Annotated in this window: 14 protein-coding genes; 9 read left to right on the plus strand and 5 right to left on the minus strand. The window is 70.6% G+C overall.

Annotation, left to right across the window (positions count from 1 at the left end):
- Positions 1-41 precede the first annotated feature (41 nt).
- The 5 genes from N4P33_RS03650 (at position 42) to N4P33_RS03670 (ending at position 5,381) form a co-directional block, all read left to right on the plus strand.
- Positions 42-620, plus strand: a complete 579-nt coding sequence (locus tag N4P33_RS03650) for a Uma2 family endonuclease (RefSeq protein WP_260824687.1) — start codon at positions 42-44, stop codon at positions 618-620.
- A gap of 197 nt (positions 621-817) precedes the next feature.
- Positions 818-2,095, plus strand: coding sequence for an aspartate kinase (locus N4P33_RS03655; protein WP_260824688.1), 1,278 nt, complete (start codon positions 818-820; stop codon positions 2,093-2,095).
- On the plus strand, positions 2,095-3,180 hold the full coding sequence (locus N4P33_RS03660) for an aspartate-semialdehyde dehydrogenase (RefSeq protein WP_260824689.1): 1,086 nt from the start codon (positions 2,095-2,097) through the stop codon (positions 3,178-3,180). The genes N4P33_RS03655 and N4P33_RS03660 overlap by 1 nt, the downstream gene beginning before the upstream one ends.
- Before the next feature lie 369 nt (positions 3,181-3,549).
- Positions 3,550-4,125 (plus strand): SigE family RNA polymerase sigma factor, encoded by a 576-nt coding sequence (locus tag N4P33_RS03665; protein WP_260824715.1) that lies wholly within the window; start codon positions 3,550-3,552, stop codon positions 4,123-4,125.
- A gap of 215 nt (positions 4,126-4,340) precedes the next feature.
- Positions 4,341-5,381, plus strand: coding sequence for a hypothetical protein (locus tag N4P33_RS03670; RefSeq protein ID WP_313904435.1), 1,041 nt, complete (start codon positions 4,341-4,343; stop codon positions 5,379-5,381).
- On the opposite strand, the gene N4P33_RS03675 is transcribed toward N4P33_RS03670, so the two are convergent.
- Positions 5,351-6,169 carry an SURF1 family protein gene (locus tag N4P33_RS03675; protein ID WP_260824691.1) on the minus strand — a complete coding sequence of 273 codons (819 nt, stop codon included), beginning with the start codon at positions 6,167-6,169 and terminating at the stop codon, positions 5,351-5,353. The two genes, N4P33_RS03670 and N4P33_RS03675, sit on opposite strands and share 31 nt — an antisense overlap.
- Before the next feature lie 168 nt (positions 6,170-6,337).
- Here N4P33_RS03675 and N4P33_RS03680 point away from each other — a divergent pair, with 168 nt between their 5' ends.
- From N4P33_RS03680 to N4P33_RS03690, 3 genes are read left to right on the plus strand one after another with little or no spacing between them, the layout of a single operon-like run.
- Positions 6,338-8,137 carry a prolyl oligopeptidase family serine peptidase gene (locus N4P33_RS03680; RefSeq protein WP_260824692.1) on the plus strand — a complete coding sequence of 600 codons (1,800 nt, stop codon included), beginning with the start codon at positions 6,338-6,340 and terminating at the stop codon, positions 8,135-8,137.
- A 32-nt stretch (positions 8,138-8,169) separates the two neighbouring features.
- The gene (locus N4P33_RS03685) at positions 8,170-9,186 is read left to right on the plus strand and encodes a permease (protein WP_260824693.1); all 1,017 of its coding nucleotides are present in this window, start codon (positions 8,170-8,172) and stop codon (positions 9,184-9,186) included.
- A 10-nt stretch (positions 9,187-9,196) separates the two neighbouring features.
- Positions 9,197-9,949, plus strand: coding sequence for a TIGR03943 family putative permease subunit (locus N4P33_RS03690; protein ID WP_260824694.1), 753 nt, complete (start codon positions 9,197-9,199; stop codon positions 9,947-9,949).
- Positions 9,950-9,970: 21 nt separating this feature from the next.
- Here the strand turns inward: N4P33_RS03690 and N4P33_RS03695 are convergent, their stop codons facing one another.
- The gene (locus N4P33_RS03695; protein WP_260824695.1) at positions 9,971-10,264 is read right to left on the minus strand and encodes a zinc ribbon domain-containing protein; all 294 of its coding nucleotides are present in this window, start codon (positions 10,262-10,264) and stop codon (positions 9,971-9,973) included.
- Positions 10,265-10,397: 133 nt separating this feature from the next.
- Here N4P33_RS03695 and N4P33_RS35525 point away from each other — a divergent pair, with 133 nt between their 5' ends.
- Positions 10,398-11,975: a hypothetical protein gene (locus N4P33_RS35525; RefSeq protein WP_313904436.1), complete on the plus strand. Its 1,578-nt coding sequence runs from the start codon at positions 10,398-10,400 to the stop codon at positions 11,973-11,975.
- On the opposite strand, the gene N4P33_RS03705 is transcribed toward N4P33_RS35525, so the two are convergent.
- From N4P33_RS03705 to N4P33_RS03715, 3 genes are all read right to left on the minus strand, one after another.
- Complete coding sequence (locus N4P33_RS03705) at positions 11,961-14,090, minus strand: toll/interleukin-1 receptor domain-containing protein (protein ID WP_260824696.1); 2,130 nt, start codon at positions 14,088-14,090, stop codon at positions 11,961-11,963. The two genes, N4P33_RS35525 and N4P33_RS03705, sit on opposite strands and share 15 nt — an antisense overlap.
- A 197-nt stretch (positions 14,091-14,287) precedes the next feature.
- Positions 14,288-14,956, minus strand: coding sequence for a hypothetical protein (locus N4P33_RS03710; RefSeq protein ID WP_260824697.1), 669 nt, complete (start codon positions 14,954-14,956; stop codon positions 14,288-14,290).
- Between the two features lie 936 nt (positions 14,957-15,892).
- Positions 15,893-17,143, minus strand: coding sequence for a hypothetical protein (locus N4P33_RS03715; RefSeq protein ID WP_260824698.1), 1,251 nt, complete (start codon positions 17,141-17,143; stop codon positions 15,893-15,895).
- Positions 17,144-17,363 lie beyond the last annotated feature (220 nt).

The raw sequence follows: 17,363 nt of genomic DNA on the forward strand, positions 1-17,363 counted from the left end.
AGATGCCGGTCGGGGCACCATGGTGTCGAGGAGGCGACGCCATGACCCCCAAGACCGAGCAGCAGCCGCAGATGTCCGTCGAGGAGTTCGAGGAGCTGGAACGCCATGCCCCAGAGACCGTGTGGCTGGAGTTCATCAACGGGAAGGTCGTCGTCAAGCCCATGGCGGACGGCAACCACCGCGAAATGATCGCGTGGCTGCAACGGGTGTGCATGCAGCACCGGCCGGATCTGTGGCTGCACTCGGAGAGCGGCCTGCAGACGGAGCGGTACCGCAAGGGGCGTGCCCGCGCGGATGGCGTTCTCGTCCGAGTGGGCGGGTTGAGGGGGCACGGCGAATGGTCGGAGTCGGAGGGCGTGCTCATGGCGGTGGAGGTCACCTCTCATGATTGCGACACCCATCAGCGCGACCGGGTCGAAAAGCCCGACGGTTATGCCGCCGCGGGCATCCCCGTCTACCTCCTCATCGACCGGGACGACTGCTCGGTCGTCGTCTTCAACCAGCCGGAGGACGGACGCTACCGCCACCAGGAGAAACTGCCCTTCGGCGCCTCTGTGAAGCTCCCCGACCCCGTGAACATCATCCTCGACACCGAACCCCTCAAGGAGTTCGTCGACTGAGCCTGCGTGTGACACGGGTCGCTTTTCCGAGTGGTCCGCGTGCCCCTGGGCATGAGCCCTCCTGCACGAGTGCCCGGATGTCTCACCATGCGATATCGCGGAGGGGATTTTCGGGCGCTCGATAGACTGACTGCCGACCGCGGCCTGCACACATGTGTACGGACCGTGGAAAACGACGGACTGAGCGAGGAGCGCACGTGGGCCTTGTCGTGCAGAAGTACGGAGGCTCCTCCGTAGCCGATGCCGAGGGCATCAAGCGCGTCGCCAAGCGGATCGTGGAAGCCAAGAAGAACGGCCACCAGGTGGTCGCCGTGGTTTCCGCGATGGGCGACACGACGGACGAGCTGATCGATCTCGCAGAGCAGGTTTCCCCGATCCCTGCCGGGCGCGAGCTCGACATGCTGCTGACCGCCGGAGAGCGGATCTCCATGGCCCTGCTGGCCATGGCGATCAAAAACCTGGGCCACAACGCCCAGAGCTTCACCGGCAGCCAGGCAGGTGTCATCACCGACTCGGTCCACAACAAAGCCCGCATCATCGATGTCACGCCGGGCCGGATCCAGGCCTCGGTGGACGAGGGCAACATCGCCATCGTCGCCGGGTTCCAGGGCGTCAGCCAGGACACCAAGGACATCACCACCCTCGGGCGGGGCGGGTCCGACACCACGGCCGTGGCGCTCGCCGCCGCGCTGAACGCCGAGGTGTGCGAGATCTACACCGACGTCGACGGTGTGTTCACCGCCGACCCGCGCGTGGTGAAGAAGGCCCGGAAGATCGACTGGATCTCGTTCGAGGACATGCTCGAACTGGCCGCCTCCGGGTCCAAGGTGCTGCTCCACCGCTGTGTGGAGTACGCCCGCCGGTACAACATCCCGATCCACGTCCGGTCCAGCTTCAGCGGGCTGCAGGGCACGTGGGTCAGCAGCGAGCCGATCAACCAAGGGGACAAGCAGGTGGAGCAGGCCATCATCTCCGGTGTCGCGCACGACACCTCCGAGGCCAAGGTCACGGTCGTCGGTGTGCCGGACAAGCCGGGCGAGGCGGCCTCGATCTTCCGCGCCATCGCCGACGCCGAGATCAACATCGACATGGTCGTGCAGAACGTGTCCGCCGCGTCCACCGGCCTGACGGACATCACCTTCACCCTGCCCAAGGCCGAGGGCCGCAAGGCCATCGACGCCCTGGAGCGGGCGAAGACGGCGATCGGCTTCGACTCGCTGCGCTACGACGACCAGATCGGCAAGATCTCCCTGGTCGGCGCGGGTATGAAGACCAACCCGGGCGTGACGGCCGACTTCTTCACCGCGCTCAGCGACGCCGGGGTGAACATCGAGCTGATCTCGACCTCCGAGATCCGTATCTCGGTCGTGACCCGCAAGGACGACGTCCCGGAGGCCGTGCGCGCCGTGCACTCCGCCTTCGGTCTCGACTCCGACAGCGACGAGGCCGTGGTCTACGGAGGCACCGGCCGCTGATGGCCGGAACCGGACGGCCCCCGCGGGTCGTGCGTCCGACGCTCGCGGTCGTGGGAGCGACCGGCGCCGTCGGCACGGTCATGCTCCAGATCCTGTCCCAGCGGGCGGACATCTGGGGCGAGATCCGACTGATCGCCTCTCCGCGCTCGGCCGGCCGCAAGCTGGCCGTGCGCGGTGAGGAGGTCGAGGTCGTGGCGCTCACCGAGGAGGCCTTCGACGGCGTCGACATCGCGATGTTCGACGTGCCCGACGAGGTCGCCGCGCGGTGGGCGCCCGTCGCCGCCGCGCGCGGCGCGGTGGTGGTCGACAACTCCGGCGCCTTCCGCATGGACGCGGAAGTGCCGCTCGTCGTGCCCGAGGTCAATCCGCACGCGGTACGGATGCGGCCGCGCGGGATCGTCGCCAACCCGAACTGCACCACCCTGTCGATGATCGTCGCCCTGGGCGCGCTGCACGCCGAGTTCGGCCTGCGCGAGCTGGTCGTCTCCTCGTACCAGGCGGTCAGCGGCGCCGGGCACGCCGGGGTGACGACGCTGCGCGAGCAGCTGTCCCTGGTCGCCGGTACGGAGCTGGGGACCAGCCCCGGTGACGTACGGCGGGCCGTGGGGGACAACACCGGGCCGTTCCCGGAGCCGGTCGCGCTGAACGTCGTGCCGTGGGCCGGGTCGCTGCGCGAGGACGGCTGGTCCTCGGAGGAGATGAAGGTGCGGGACGAGTCCCGCAAGATTCTCGGCCTGCCGAACCTCCCGGTGGCGGTCACCTGCGTACGTGTTCCGGTGATCACCACGCACTCGCTCACCGTGCACGCCCGCTTCGAGGACGAGGTCACCGTCGACCGGGCCCGCGAGATCCTCGCCACGGCGCCCGGTGTCGTGCTGTTCGACAACCCGGCCGCGGGCGAGTTCCCCACGCCCGCCGATGTGGTCGGCACCGATCCGACCTGGGTGGGGCGCGTGCGGCGGGCGCTGGACGATCCGACGGCGCTGGAGCTCTTCGTGTGCGGCGACAACCTGCGCAAGGGGGCCGCGCTCAACACCGCGCAGATCGCCGAGCTGGTGGCCGCCGAGCTCAGGGGTATGGCCTAGACCACAACCCTGTGAAAAAGTTGAGAGCAGCACTAAGTTTTCATGTAGGTGCTGTGTAAATTTGCCTCCCCGCTCTCCGCAACCAAGTGGAGGGCGGGGAGCGTCTTTGCGGTCACCCTTTCCGGTGCGTGGGGACGCCTGGAACCGGGCGTGGGGACGCCCGTTTGGTTCAGGACATAGGGGAAGAGCGGGGCACATGGGTGCATTGGTGGTGGGCGCAAAAGTGACGCCCGGCACGTACAACCCTTACGGGGGGAAGCGTGTCCAACTTGCGTGGCTGAGGTACTCGACTTCACAGCGCCGCGTGGCACGGCCTTCCGGCCTCCCCGCCAGGCACTCCGACCCCGCATGCCCGGCTCGCCCGGTGGCATGCCGGTGATCGCGCCCATGCCCGCAGCGCGGCCGGCCCGCCTCCCGAACCAGCGTGACGGCGCCGACGAGGCAGTGGCGGCCGGAACGACCGTCGATCACCTCACCGAGACCTACCGGGCGCACTACCGCTCGCTGCTCGGTCTCGCCGCGCTCCTCCTCGACGACACGGCCTCCTGCGAGGACGTCGTCCAGGAGGCGTTCATCCGTGTCCACTCCGCCCGCAAACGCGTCCGCGACCCGGAGAAGACCCTGGCGTATCTGCGCCAGACGGTCGTCAACCTCTCCCGCTCCGCGCTGCGCCGCCGCATCCTCGGCCTGAAGCTGCTCTCCAAGCCCATGCCGGACATGGCGAGCGCGGAGGAAGGCGCCTACGACCAGCTGGAGCGCGACTCCCTCATCCACGCGATGAAGGGGCTGCAGCGCCGCCAGCGCGAGGTGCTGGTGCTGCGCTACTTCGCCGACATGACCGAGGCGCAGGTCGCCGAGACCCTCGGCATCTCGCTGGGCTCGGTCAAGGCGTACGGCTCGCGCGGCATCGCGGCGCTGCGGCTCGCCATGGAGGCGCCGGCATGAGCGACGGCACAGGCGCCCGTCCCGAGGGACACGGGCCCGAACAGGCACGTGAGCCGACCGAGCCGCATGGGCCCGAGCAGGTACGTGAGCCCGCCGGGACGCATGGGCCCGAACCGGCACGCGAGCCCACCGGGACGCAGGGGCCCGAGCAGGCACGCGAGCCCACCGAGCCCCACAGGCACGGCACGAAGCAACCGCACGCTGGGAACGGAACTGTGAACCACGGCCTGGACGACCAGAGCCCCGACGGGCTCGACTCGGACGAGCTGAATCTGCGCGCGATGCTGCACCAGGCGGTGCGGCAGGTGGAACCGACCGACGGCACGCTGGAGTATCTGCGCCGCGCGGTCCCCGCCCGCCGGGCCCGCAAGCGGCAGGCCCTGGTCGGCATGGCGGCCGCCGCCCTCTTCGTCGGCACCGCCGTACCGGCCCTCGTCCACGTCTCCAACACCACCGGCTCGAACGCCGACCCCTCCACCATCGGCCACGCCTCCCAGGCACAGGGCGGCACCGGCGAGGGCAAGGGGCCCGGCGCCGGCGAGAGCACCGCCGGCGGCCCCTCCGACAAGGTCGAGGGCGGCGGCAAGGAGCAGGGCAAGGACAAGGACAAGGGCGCCGGCCCCGGCACGAGCGCGGGTGCCACCGAGGGCGCCGACCCCTCCTCCGGCATCACCGCCGAGGCCCCCGCCTGCACCGCCGCCGAGCTGGGCCCCGCGGTCGCGAGCAGCGCCGCCCCCGACTCCACGGGCGCGGTCTACGGCTCCTTCCGGGTCAGCAACGTCTCCGGCGTGACCTGTACCGTCACCGGCCCCGGCGGCGTGGGCGTGACCCCGGCGGGCGCGGCCGACGCCACGAAGGTCGGCTCGCAGCGGCATGTGGCCGGTGATCCGGCGGCCGCGCTGCCGGACCCCTCCCTTGAGGTGCCGCAGCTGGTGCTCAAGCCGGGCGAGGCGTACGAGGTGAAGTTCGCCTGGGTGCCCACCGAGACCTGTCCCACCCCGGGTGACACGAACGGCGGCGGCACAGGCGGCCCCTCACCCGACCCCACGCCCACCGAGGACCCGACGACCACCGCCGGCACGTCCACGGGCGGCGACACCGGCACCTCCACGCAACTGCTCGCGGCGGACGGCCCGGCCGAGGGCAGCGTCACGGTCACCTACACCCCGGAGACCGGCACCGGCTCGGCGTCGGCCGTGGTGACCAACGCCTGCGCGGGCGCGGTCTACTGGACGGGCCTGCTGACGGCGACCTGATCCTGCGGGGCCGCCTCGGGCTGCTCCTCGTCCGGGAGCAGCCCCAGCTCCGCGTCCCGCGCGAACTCCAGCTCCCGGCGCAGCAGCCGGAACCACATGAACACCACGAAGCCCACGAAGGCGAACCACTCGGCGGTGTACCCGAGGTTCTGGAACGCCTTCAGATCCAGCCCCGTGCCGCCCGGCGCGGTGGCGGGCACCGCCTTCATCCCGGAGTCGCCGCGGTTGAGAGTGACGAACGCGTCGTACACGTCGTAGGGCACGAGATTCACCAGGGACGCCGCGCTGATCGCCGCCGTCTGCCCCTCCGGCAGGCCGCCGCGGGCACTGACGCCGTTGTTGCCGGGCGTCTCGGACGCCTGCAGCGCCCCGGTCACGCTCACCTCACCGGCGGGCGGCGCGGGCACGTCGTCGGCGTCGGGGGTGCCGGGCAGCCAGCCCCGCACCACGGGCAGCGCCTCGCCGCCGTCGGTGCGCAGCAGCGTCAGCACATACGTGCCCCGCTCGCCGTCCAGCTCCCGGTCCGGCACGAGCAGCTGCTCGTCGTACCGGCCGCGCGCGGTGACCTGCTTGCCGGAGGTCTCCTTGGTGACCGGCAGCAGCGCGTCCAGCGGCCGGGGGGCCTCCTGCTTGGCGGACGCGACCTGCTCCTCGGCCGCCCGATGATTCTCGACCCGATCCTCGAACCGCCCCAGCTGCCAGGACCCCATGAAGATGCAGAAGGGAATGGCAAGCACCACGAAGAGGTTGATCCCCCACCACCGGGGCGTCAGCAGAAACCGGTACACACCACAACGGTACGGGTGGCGAACGGGCGCCTATCTGGCAGGGGGTACAACAGCCAACCCAAAGGGGCGCGGGGAACTGCGCGACCAGCCACGACGGCGCCGCACCCGCCCCCAAACTCGCACCCCCTACGGCGCTACGCACCCCTCCCCAGCGGGCAGTATGGGCGCATGACTGAGCCACACGCCCCCGCCCCCGAGATGCCGGACTGGGAGAAGCGCTTCAGAGCCCCCCGCGTCTCCCTCCCCGAGTGGGCGGAAGACGCCCCGGCCCGCTCCCTCTTCGTGTCGAACGCGACAGGAACGTACGAGCTGTACGCCTGGGACCGCACGACCGGAGAGCAGCGCCAGGTGACGGACCGCCCCAACGGCACCACGGACGGCGTGCTCACCCCGGACGGCGAGTGGATCTGGTGGTTCGACGACAAGGACGGCGACGAGTTCGGCGTCTGGCGCCGCCAGCGCTTCACCGGCGGCGAGGACGAACTCGCCGCCCCCGGCCTCGACCCCTCCTACCCCGCCGGACTCGCCCTCGGCAGAGACGGCCGTACCGCCGTCGTGGGCCGCTCCACCGACGAGGACGGCACCACGATCCACCTGGTCCGCATCGGCGAGCGGCCCGTGGAGATCTACCGGCACCGCGAGTCCGCGGGCGTCGGCGACCTCTCCCACGACGGCACGCTGATCGCGATCGAGCACACCGAGCACGGCGACGCGATGCACTCCGCGCTGCGCGTCCTGCGCCCCGACGGCTCGGCGGTCGCCGAACTCGACGACACCGAGGGCGGCACCCGCGAGCTGGGCCTGGAGGTGCTGGGCTTCGCCCCCGTCGCCGGGGACACCCGGCTGCTCATCGGGCACCAGCGCCGCGGCCGCTGGGAGCCGATGGTGTGGGACGTGGCGACGGGGGAGCAGACGGACCTCGCCCTGGAGCTGCCCGGCGACGTGAGCGCCGAGTGGTACCCGGACGGCACCGGCCTGCTCATCGCGCACAGCTTCGAGGCCCGCAGCGAGCTGTTCCGCTACGACTTCGCCGCCCGCGAGCTGGTGGAGCTGCCCACCCCGCCCGGCACGGTCTCGGGCGCGACCGCCCGCCCCGACGGCAGCGTGGAGTACCTGTGGTCCTCGGCGGCCGAACCGCCGGTGGTCCGCTCCACGGCCGGCGCGGTCGTCCTCGACCCGCCCGGCATGAAGTCGCCCGGCTCGGTCCCGGTGGAGGACGTGTGGGTGGAGGGCCCCGGCGGCCGCATCCACGCCCTCGTCCAGAAGCCGAAGGGCGCCACCGGCCCCCTGCCCACCGTGTTCGACATCCACGGCGGCCCCACCTGGCACGACAGCGACTCCTTCGCCGCGGGCCCCGCCGCCTGGGTCGACCACGGCTACGCGGTGATCCGCGTCAACTACCGCGGTTCCACCGGCTACGGCCGCGCCTGGACCGACGCGCTCAAGCACCGGGTCGGCCTGATCGAGCTGGAGGACATCGCGGCGGTCCGCGAGTGGGCGATCACCTCCGGACTCGCCGACCCCGCCCGCCTGATCCTCACCGGCGGCTCCTGGGGCGGCTACCTCACCCTCCTCGGCCTCGGCACCCAGCCCGACGCGTGGAGCCTGGGCATCGCGGCGGTGCCGGTCGCCGACTACGTCACGGCGTACCACGACGAGATGGAGGCGCTGAAGGCGATGGACCGCACGCTGCTCGGCGGCACCCCCGAGGAGGTCCCGGAGCGCTTCGAGGCGTCGTCCCCGATCACGTACGTCGACCAGGTCAAGGCCCCCGTCTACATCTCGGCCGGCGTCAACGACCCGCGCTGCCCGATCCGCCAGATCGAGAACTACGTACGGCGCCTGGAGGAGCGCGGCGCGGTGCACGAGGTGTACCGCTACGACGCCGGCCACGGCTCCCTGGTGGTGGACGAGCGGATCAAGCAGGTCCGGCTGGAGCTGGACTTCGCGGAACGGCACCTGGGCTGAACGCGGGCGGCCCTCCCCCCGTACCCAAGGGGGTGGCCAGCACGAAGCCGGCTCCGCCGGAGCAGCACCGACGGGAGACGGAGACCGAGGAGGAGTCCCGGCGCCTCACGTCCCCCCTCCTCCTCACCCTCGTCCTGCTCCTCGCGGTGATGTTCCAGGACCCGGCGCGCCGGGCCCTGGCCGCGCCGGTGATGCAGAGCTGGATGACGGTGTTCGTGGCCGTGATCGTTCAGGCCCTGCCGTTCCTGGTGCTCGGCGTGCTGCTGTCCGCCGCGATCGGGGTGTTCGTCCCGCCGTCCTTCTTCGCCCGCGCCCTGCCCGGCCGAACGGCCCTCGCCGTGCCGGTCGCGGGGGCGGCGGGCGCGGTGCTGCCCGGCTGCGAGTGCGCGTCGGTGCCGGTGGCGGGAGCGCTGGTACGCAGGGGAGTGGCCCCGGCGGCGGCGCTCGCCTTCCTGCTGTCGGCGCCCGCGATCAACCCGATCGTGCTGACGGCGACCGCGGTCGCCTTTCCGGACGACCCCGAGATGGTCCTCGCCCGCTTCGTGGCGAGCCTGCTGGTGGCGTGCGCGATGGGCTGGCTGTGGCAGCGCCTCGGCCGCGCCGACTGGCTGCGGCTGCCGTCCCGTACGGCATACGACGGTCCCGGCGGCCGGGGCGCCGCGTTCTGGGGGTCGGTGCGGCACGACGTGCTGCACGCGGGCGGCTTCCTGGTGGTCGGCGCGATGGCGGCGGCGACGCTGAAGGCGGTGGTCCCGGCCGAGTGGCTGCGGGCGGCGGCCGGAAACCCGGTGCTGTCGGTCGTCGCCCTCGCGGGCCTCGCCGTCCTGCTGTCGATCTGCTCGGAGGCGGACGCGTTCGTGGCCGCGTCCCTGACCCAGTTCTCGCTGACGGCCCGGCTCACGTTCCTGGTCGTCGGCCCCATGATCGACCTGAAGCTGTTCGCGATGCAGGCGGGCACATTCGGCCGAGCGTTCGCGCTGCGCTTCGCGCCGGCGACGTTCGGGGTGGCGGTGGGGGTGTCGGTGCTGACGGGGATGGTGGTGCTGTGAGGAGGTTGCGGTGAGAACGCGACTTGATCGCCAGGCCCAGGCGGCCCTGCTGTTCCTCCTGGGCGCGACCGTGCTGCACGCGGGATGGACCGACCTCCACCTGCGGTACGTCAAGTCCGGCCTGCGCCCGTTGCTGCTGCTGTCGGGGGCGGTACTGATCGCGACGGCGGGAGCGACGGTCTGGTACGACCGCGGGAGGGCACGAGGGACGAGGGGGCACGACGAAGGCGGGACGGAGCCGGCGAGAGATGGCGGGCACCACGAGCCTCGTATCGCGTGGCTGCTGGCCCTCCCCGTCTTCGCGCTGATCCTGGTCGCCCCGCCGGCCCTCGGCTCCTACAGCGCGAGCCACACGGGCACGGCGCTGCAGAAGCCCCTGGGCTTCCCGGAACTTCCGGCCGACGGCCCTCTGCGCCTGGGCGTAGGCGAGTACGCGGCCCGAGCGGTCTACGACAAGGGCCGCCACCTGCGCGACCGCCCCCTCACCCTCACCGGCTTCCTGACGGTGGACGGAACCGGCCGCCCCTACCTGGTCCGCATGACCCTGAACTGCTGCGCGGCCGACGCCCAGCCCCTGAAGGTGGCCCTGACGGGCAACCTCCCCCCGGTCCTCCAGCCGGACACGTGGCTGGAGGTCTCCGGCACGTACACCCCGCGCCGCACGAAGGACCCGGTCAACGCGGGCCCGGTCCCGTACTTCGACGTCACGTCGACGAAACCGGTCCGGGCGCCGAGTGACCCGTACGAGACGTGGAACGGCTGAGGGACTCGCGCGAGGGCCGCCTCAGGACTGGTACGGCTGCTGCTGATGCGGCTGCCCGTACCCCTGCCCCTGCCCGCCGGCGGCGGCCTGCGCCTGAAGCTGCGTGGCCTGCTCCGCGGTCACCCGCTGCTCAGCACCGCAGAAGGTGCACTGCGTCGCGTACTTGGTCGAGACCGGGAAGAGCGGCACGAAGAACAGCGTGAACTTCGTGACCCGCTTGCGCAGCGTGTGCGCGGCGGGATTCCCGCACTGGCCGCACACGAGGGTGAGTATGGCGAGCTGGTAGAGGTAACCCTTGGTGCCGAAGATGATCACGTTCGTGGACCCTTCCGAAAGGCGGACGGCAGCGTGGCAGGCCGGAACACTGCCGCAGCCCGCACAAGAGAGTGTGGCTCCGCGGTCGTCACGATGTCGACCTGACGGCAACCACACCTCCAGGAAGCAAGCGATGCAGACAGACGAGCCACAGCTGCGAGACCCTGCGCTGCCCACCGTGCGGGTGGAGGCGGCTTTCACGGGGACCGCCGAGGAACGCGCAAGAGCACACGCCCTGTTCGCGAAGGAGGGCTGGAGGATATCGGCGGCTCAGGAGGAGGCGTACCCCGACGAACGCGGTCCGGACGGAGCCGAACCGGACGACGCGGTCCGGAGTGCCGTGTACACGCTGCGCATCCCGGTCCCGCCTGATGCCGGGCGCCGGCCGGAGTGGTGGGCGGTCCAGGAGGTCGAGGATCGGGCCGACGCCGCTCAGCTCGATCTGCAGCCCGGCTCGGGGCGGCATCAAAGGCGGCAACGTCGTCAGCAACCGCACTGGTTGGTATGCGCGCCACGCCGCACGGATCCCGGCACCTGGGCGCGATGGCGATTCAATCTGGAGCGGCGCCTGGGACGGTACGACACCGGCGTGACACTGCCCGGCTCGTTCGAGGAAGCGGAGCGGGTGGCCGGCCCGGGCTGTGTGCGTCCGCCCTTCCCGATCCCCGTGGGTGTGCACGGCACCCTGCCCCGTATCGGAGCGATCGAGAGCCGCGAACGGTTCATGCGTGGCACGGCCCTGTGCTGGGCGGCGGGCGTGCCCGGTATTCCGGTGGTTACCGGCCCGTGGTGGGCGGCGCTGCTCGCGATCGTGATGGCGTCGCTGCTGACGTGGGGGAGCACGGCCATCATGCCTCCCCTGGTACGCCGCCCCAGCGGTGCTCCCGGGGACGGGGACGGGGACGGTCGCCCCTGGGGCGCGGCCCTGTTGATGGGCGGAACGTGGTTCGCGTCCACCGCCTTGCTGACGTGGCAGGCGGGCGCTGCATCCGCCCTCGTCTTCCATCTCCTCATGGCCGGCGCCCTGTTCGTCACGGGCGGCATCCGCCGCCTGATCCGTGCCGGTGCCCGCAGGCCGTTGTGGGTGGCAGTGCTGGTCGCTGTGCTGCCCGTGCTCCTGCCGCAGCTCGGCGGTCTCAGCCCCGCTGTCTTCACGTTCTACGGCGCCGTGTTCCACGTCCGTGCGGAGGAGATCGACGTGGCGCAGGTGTGGCAGTTCCTGGCCGCCCTCCACGCGGCGGCGATCTCGGCCGGGCTGACCCTTCTTCTCCTGGCGTGCTGGGGCTATCTCCGGCCATTCCTCCAGCGCCGTGCGCTGCGTCCCCTCGTCCCGGTCGCCGCCCTCACCCACGCCTTGGTGCTCGTCCTGGCCTGGCTGACCGTCCTGGCGGACCCCGCTGGAGCGGCCGGTGCCGAGGCGATGCGCGACTGGCGGTCCGGCCGGGTACCGGCCCCCTACTTCGGCGCCGGCCCCCGCCCGGTCTGCGTCCGCCCGATCGGCCCCCTGGACGAACTCCCCCTGTACGGCCACCGCTTGAACCCGGAGCAGGTGTACGGATCCTTCGGCGTGACCGACGGCAAGGTGACCCTGTGGGACCCACGGTCGGGCGATGCCTTTCCCGTACCGTCCGATGCGGTCCAGGTGTTCTTCGCGGGGAGGGCCGAGCCCAGGGCGCGAATCCCCCGTACCTGCAGCTCACTCAGGTGGTGAAGACGGAGTCAGGAGGTCGACGCCGCACAGGGCTGCCAGTTCTTCGGCGACGGATACGAGCGGTCCTCGTAGCTCGGCCAGGTCCGCACGCATGTCGGGGGCGCGTTTCCAGTTCCTTTCGTGCTCGACGGGGCTGACGTCCGGCGGTCGGGTCGCTTCGTGTTCCTGAAGCGCCGGGTGCCACGTGGTGAGGAAGGGACGCAGATGGGTGTTGGTCAGCCGCGCGGCGATGGCGGGGAGGGTCAGCGGGACGGCGGTCTCGGCCGCGACCCGGTGGAGCAGCTCGCGTGTCGTGGCGAACAGTGAGTGCAGGGAGGTCAGCGCTTCCCGCAGCGAGCCGTGGTCCCGGGGAAGCGGCTGGACGCCGACCCGGGTGACCAGCTCGACCTGGAGATCGAAGGCCGCTGCTCGTTCCAGCGGGCTGGGGCGGGTGCCGACCGAGGCAGCGGACGCGAGCCCGGCATTGACGGGACTCGTCGTCGCGGGCCGGTCCGGAACCGAGACCTGGGGGGAGATGTCCGGAATGAGTGCGTGCAGGAGCACACGCCGGAGGTCTTCCTGGCGGGCCACGTTCGTGTCATGGCGCTGTACGGCGCGGGCGAGCAGCGGATGGACGGTCCAGGACCGGTCGCGCAGCGGTTCGTGGCGCAGCGCGCCGGATCCGCGAAGAGCCTCCACGGCCTCCGAGACGAGGGCTCCCACGTCCCACGGGTCGTAGGGGCCGATGGAGGACAGGACGTTCTCCAGGGCTGTCTGGGACAGCGGCGCCGGGCAAGCGAGAGCGAGCAGCCGCAGCACGTCATCAGCCGGGTCAGCGCCGGACAGCGGTCGTGGCAGCAACGCCGTCGCGAGGGGACGGCGTGCCGGCGCGGAGGTACCGGGCACCGGTCGGCGGGTCGCCAGCACGTCCGGGCCGTGGGCGTGCAGCCGATTGCGTACGTCGACGAAGGAACCGGTGGCCGCGAGGTCGGCGAGGAGATCCAGCGCCTCGGGATGCCCACCGACATCGCGGACCAGCGCGAGAGCGGCAGCGTGTTCCAGCTCGTCGTCGGGTACGCGGCGCGAGGTGAGGAGGTGATAGCCGTCGGCGTCCGACAACGGGGCCATGTCGAGGCACTCGGCGAAAGCCGTGTACCGGAGGGACCGTGTCGTGATCAGGGTGGCCGTGAGCAGATGCGGGCCGCGCAGGAGAGCGAGCTGGTCCGCGGTGAGTCCGTCGGGGACGCCGTCGACCACCCAGAGACAGGGCAGGTTGCGCTCGCCCAGCGCGACCGCAAGGTGGCTGAGCAGGCCGGGCAGCGAGGGTGTCGAGGCCGTCACCCGTAGCGCCGCCAGCACAGTGGAGACCTGTTCCGCGTAGGACCGCATCGCCTCTGCGGGCTGCCCCTCGTACGGGTGCAGGTCGAACCAGAAGACGCCGCCGGGAAAGGCCGAACTGAAGTGGAGGGCGTACTCCTGGGCCAGCAGCGACTTTCCCAGCCCGGGCATGCCGCGCAGCTGTGCGCCGCGTCCTCCGCCGGTCTGGGCGACCAGCGGAGCACGGTGACGGTGGAGGGCCGTGTGGAGGCGCCACTGCTCGGGCAGGCGGCCGGTGAAGCGGAACGAGCCCGTGCGGGCCGGCGCGGGCAGCCACGGAACGACGGGTGTGTCCGCCGCGTCTCCCATGAACGTGGTGACGGTGCCCACGTGGTCCGCCACGCGTGCTGCGAGGCGGTCGAGCCCCTCCGGAGTGGTGGGCCAGGGCCAGTGACGGGCATCTCGCAGTTCGACCGGGTGCACATGGTCGGAAGCGGGCTCGGGGTTGAGTACGAGTGTCCGCCGGCGGGGATCACCCTCCCGCTGCCCGGTCAGGTACGCGTAGGTCAGCTCCCACTGGCACGCTCGCCGCTGAGGGTAGTCAGCGGAGTACAGGGCGAGCAGTATCCGGGAGTGGGCCAACGCTTCCGTGATGGTCGCGGTGATGGACGCGAAGTCGTCCACGGCGGTGTCGTCGACGAAGACACGCAGATCGCGTGCCTGGAGCGCGGACACCAGCGCGCTGACCTTGTCGGCGTCGGCCCGGCTGTAACTGATGAAGACGTCCCATTCCCGTACGGAGGCGCCGGGCGTGATCATGTCCGCCTCCTCGTGGGGACCTCAGCCGACGGGGCCTTCCCTCCCTCCCGACGGCCGAAAAACCGATGGGGGGGGGGTGCGTAGATTGCTGGGCCGTCCGGGGCCGACTCACGAAGTGCCCGTGCCTGCACGATGAAGATCGTCACCTTGCCATCATGCGACACCGCGTCGGCTGTCCGACCTCACCGCAGGGGACGTCATTCCCGCGGGCCGGGTCTCGTCCCGTCCTGCTGCGGCACCGTGGGACGGGTCTGCGCAGAGCGGCCCGAAGGGCGCAGATGCCGCTCCGGATCACGGATGCCGGCGATCTCCCCGAGCCCGATCACGTACGGCCGTAGCCGCTCCTGCAGTTGGCGGAGCTCGGCCCGGAAAGCGGCGTTCTGCGGCCACTCGGACTCGTCCTGGTCGGGGTGCCGGTCCTCGAAGTCCTTCAGTCTGGGGTGCCACTTGGCAAGGAACGGAGCGAGCTCGAAGTTGAGGATGTCCAGGGCAAGTTCGTAGACCGAGTCCCCCTTGGCCGGGGGAGGAGGGGTCGCGTGGCCCTCCAGTGGCTCGCGATAGAGGTCGAAGAGCGTCTTGAGGGAGGTCAGGGCCTCGCGCAGGTTTCCGCTGCCGTCCTCCAGTGGGCGAGTGGCGACCCGGGTGGCGGCCTGGAAGAACATCCGCTGAGCGGCCTGACGCATGTCCGTCTTGGTGGTGAACGACATCTCGTTGCCGAGAAGAACGAGGCGGACCTCGGTCAGCTGAGCGGACCTGCGGTACAGCTCCAGACCGAGCGCCACGGCGACACCGATGAGGCACCCCACGATGACCGACAGCCGCTGCCCGCCGGTCTGACTGATCGAGTACGCGGCAATACCGATCACGCTACCCGTGACACCGGCTAACACCGCACGCAAAGCAATGCGCACCGCGTTGCCGCTTTCACGTCCCCTCCGCCTGGCCACCGGCCCCCCTCGTCACGCTGCCACTCCGTCGTCTCCGGCACCCTTCGCATCCGACGCGCCGGCCACCCTCTGTTCTCCGGGGCTCGTTGATCTCTGATCTCTGCTCCGTCGAACGCGGTCATGCCACTTTAGAGGGGCCCACTCGGGGTGTCCGCGCTCTTGGTGCGGCTTCTCGCGGGAGCTGCCCTGGGAGCTGGAGTCCGGAGTTGGCTCCCGTGCGGCTCCACCACAGGGCCGCACAGCACACCAGGCCCGGTGCTGATCTCTGACCTTGTGTTTCTCTGTCGGGGTAGCGGGATTTGAACCCACAACCTCATCGTCCCGAATGAGGTTCGGTTGGTGAGACTGCCAGCTTCGATGGCGTTTTCGCAGGTCGGAGCAGTGGGCTCGGTTGGTGGCGCGGGGCGGGGATGGGACTCGGGGAGCGGGTTGGCTCCCAGATGGCTCCCAGGGAAGGGGGGTGTCCTGTCCTCTGCGGGCCTACGCGTTGTCCGTGGTGCGGCGTCCCGCTGAGTATCGACGTACCGTCACACCGCTCGTACGCGCGCGTCGTGCATCGCTGGTGGCCATCCAGCATGCGCCACGGAGTCCGCCAGCCGAAGTACTTGCTTGCTCCCGCTCCACGTCCCGGCGGTAAGCGGCCGACCGAAAGCGCGTACCTCCGGCACCGTCAGCGGTTTCCGGCCTGTTCGGCGACGCCAGTGGTGTTGTACCGGTACCGGGCCATTTCCTCGGTCACTCCGTAGTGCTCGGCGATCTGCGCCGGCTGATGCCCCCATGTCCGTGAGGTTACGCGGCCCCAGCCGGCCACCACCGGTGAGTGGCCGAAATCTCACGGACGTGTGCCAGTGTGGCCTACGCGCATTCCCGGGCGCCGTCTCGCTGTGGAACCACTCTCACCTGATCAGCGTCGATCCGCAGGGGCTTCCCGGCCTGGCCATTCCACAGAACCAGTTGGCCATCGGCGATGCCGAACGAGACGTACGGCACGCCGCGCCTCAGGGTCCCGCCCTCCTCGGTCAGCCGGCCGGCTGGAACAGTGGGAATGACGCAGGCCCATTCCGGGCTGATGCCGAAGTACGGAGGCGGTGGGGTCCCACGGGTGGCGGCATGCTTCAGCTTGTCGGCTGCTGCTGCCGGTGAATTCAGAGTCTTCGAGGCGGCCGTGATCAGGGCCAATGTGAGAATGAGAGTGGCGACCACGCCGGCTGTCACACTGCGAGGGCGTATGAAGTGGAAGTACCGCAGGATTCCCCATCCGGCGGCGACGAACAAAATCGCTCCAAGCGGCAGTGAGAGAAGCTTCACCGCAGCGGCGAGCTGCCAGATGCTGCTGACCTCTGTCTCGGCGGACGTCAGATCGAGTTCATCGGCGTAGACGTCGTGCAACAACCGATCGGTCAGCGGAAGCGCGGCCACCACCAGGGTGGCGATCAGAGGCAGCACGCTGGCGATCAGGACCTGCCACTTCCACCGGCGGCCGAGCAGCACCAGACCGACTGTGTAGTAGGTGACGGCTGCCGTCACGACGGCCTGCATGGTCGTCATGCCGGTGATCCATCCCGGTATGCCCAGCGCGACAACCATCGCGAGCGCGGTCAGCGCAAGAGAGATCGCCGCTGATCGAAGCCGGGTGTTTGCCAGCGGCAGGCCAAGTGCGTTCCACCAGACCACACACGTGCAGGCAAGGGCTGCGAGCCAGCAGACGGCGGCCCCCGCAGGTGCGGCCTTCTGCGCGAGGTCCACCAGGACGATCGTGGCGAACCACGACCCCATGATGCGGGTCAGCCCCCGGTGGAGGGCGTTTTCCCCGTGCTGTACGGTCCCCAGGCGTCCTCGGCCGTCAAGAGGGCGAACGTCGATGTCGTCGCGTGCGGTCATACCTCGGGCAAGCGCAAGGACAGCGGACCTGCTGCCGTGCACCCTCAGCCCCACGTCGAGGAACCCCATCCGCACAGCCAGACCGGAGACGGCCTTGCGCAGCCACCACAGGGGCTTCGACCAGGCGCGTGCATGCGGAGGGGGAGTGGCCCAGTCCCGGAAACCCGTGGTGTGCGCCTGCCATGCGGGCAGCATGGTCCGGTCGGCTTCCTCGTGCCGGAACATCCGGTCGTAGACGGCAGTGTGTGCTGCCTTGGCCAGTCCGGCGATGAGCCAGGAGGCTTCCCGCTCCGCACGCCATGGTGAACCGATGACCGGGCTTGTCCGGGCGCCACCCCGGGCGACTCTTCCCCACCGCTCCTACCGCCTGCGCATCCCTGGTCATGATCCGGAGCCTAAGTCTGCCTGTCATGAACCCGTGTGTAAGCGGATGTTGAAAAGTCAG

This window comes from Streptomyces sp. 15-116A (assembly GCF_025290915.1).
Taxonomy (GTDB): Bacteria; Actinomycetota; Actinomycetes; order Streptomycetales; family Streptomycetaceae; genus Streptomyces.

Excerpts from the sequence above, each read along its gene's own strand:
- N4P33_RS03650 (WP_260824687.1), top strand. The coding sequence starts at position 42 with ATGACCCCCAAGACCGAGCAGCAGCCGCAGATGTCCGTCGAGGAGTTC.
- N4P33_RS03660 (WP_260824689.1), top strand. The coding sequence starts at position 2,095 with ATGGCCGGAACCGGACGGCCCCCGCGGGTCGTGCGTCCGACGCTCGCG.
- N4P33_RS03665 (WP_260824715.1), top strand. The coding sequence starts at position 3,550 with ATGCCGGTGATCGCGCCCATGCCCGCAGCGCGGCCGGCCCGCCTCCCG.
- N4P33_RS03680 (WP_260824692.1), top strand. The coding sequence starts at position 6,338 with ATGACTGAGCCACACGCCCCCGCCCCCGAGATGCCGGACTGGGAGAAG.
- N4P33_RS35525 (WP_313904436.1), top strand. The coding sequence starts at position 10,398 with ATGCAGACAGACGAGCCACAGCTGCGAGACCCTGCGCTGCCCACCGTG.
- N4P33_RS03705 (WP_260824696.1), bottom strand. The coding sequence starts at position 14,090 with ATGATCACGCCCGGCGCCTCCGTACGGGAATGGGACGTCTTCATCAGT.
- N4P33_RS03715 (WP_260824698.1), bottom strand. The coding sequence starts at position 17,143 with ATGTTCCGGCACGAGGAAGCCGACCGGACCATGCTGCCCGCATGGCAG.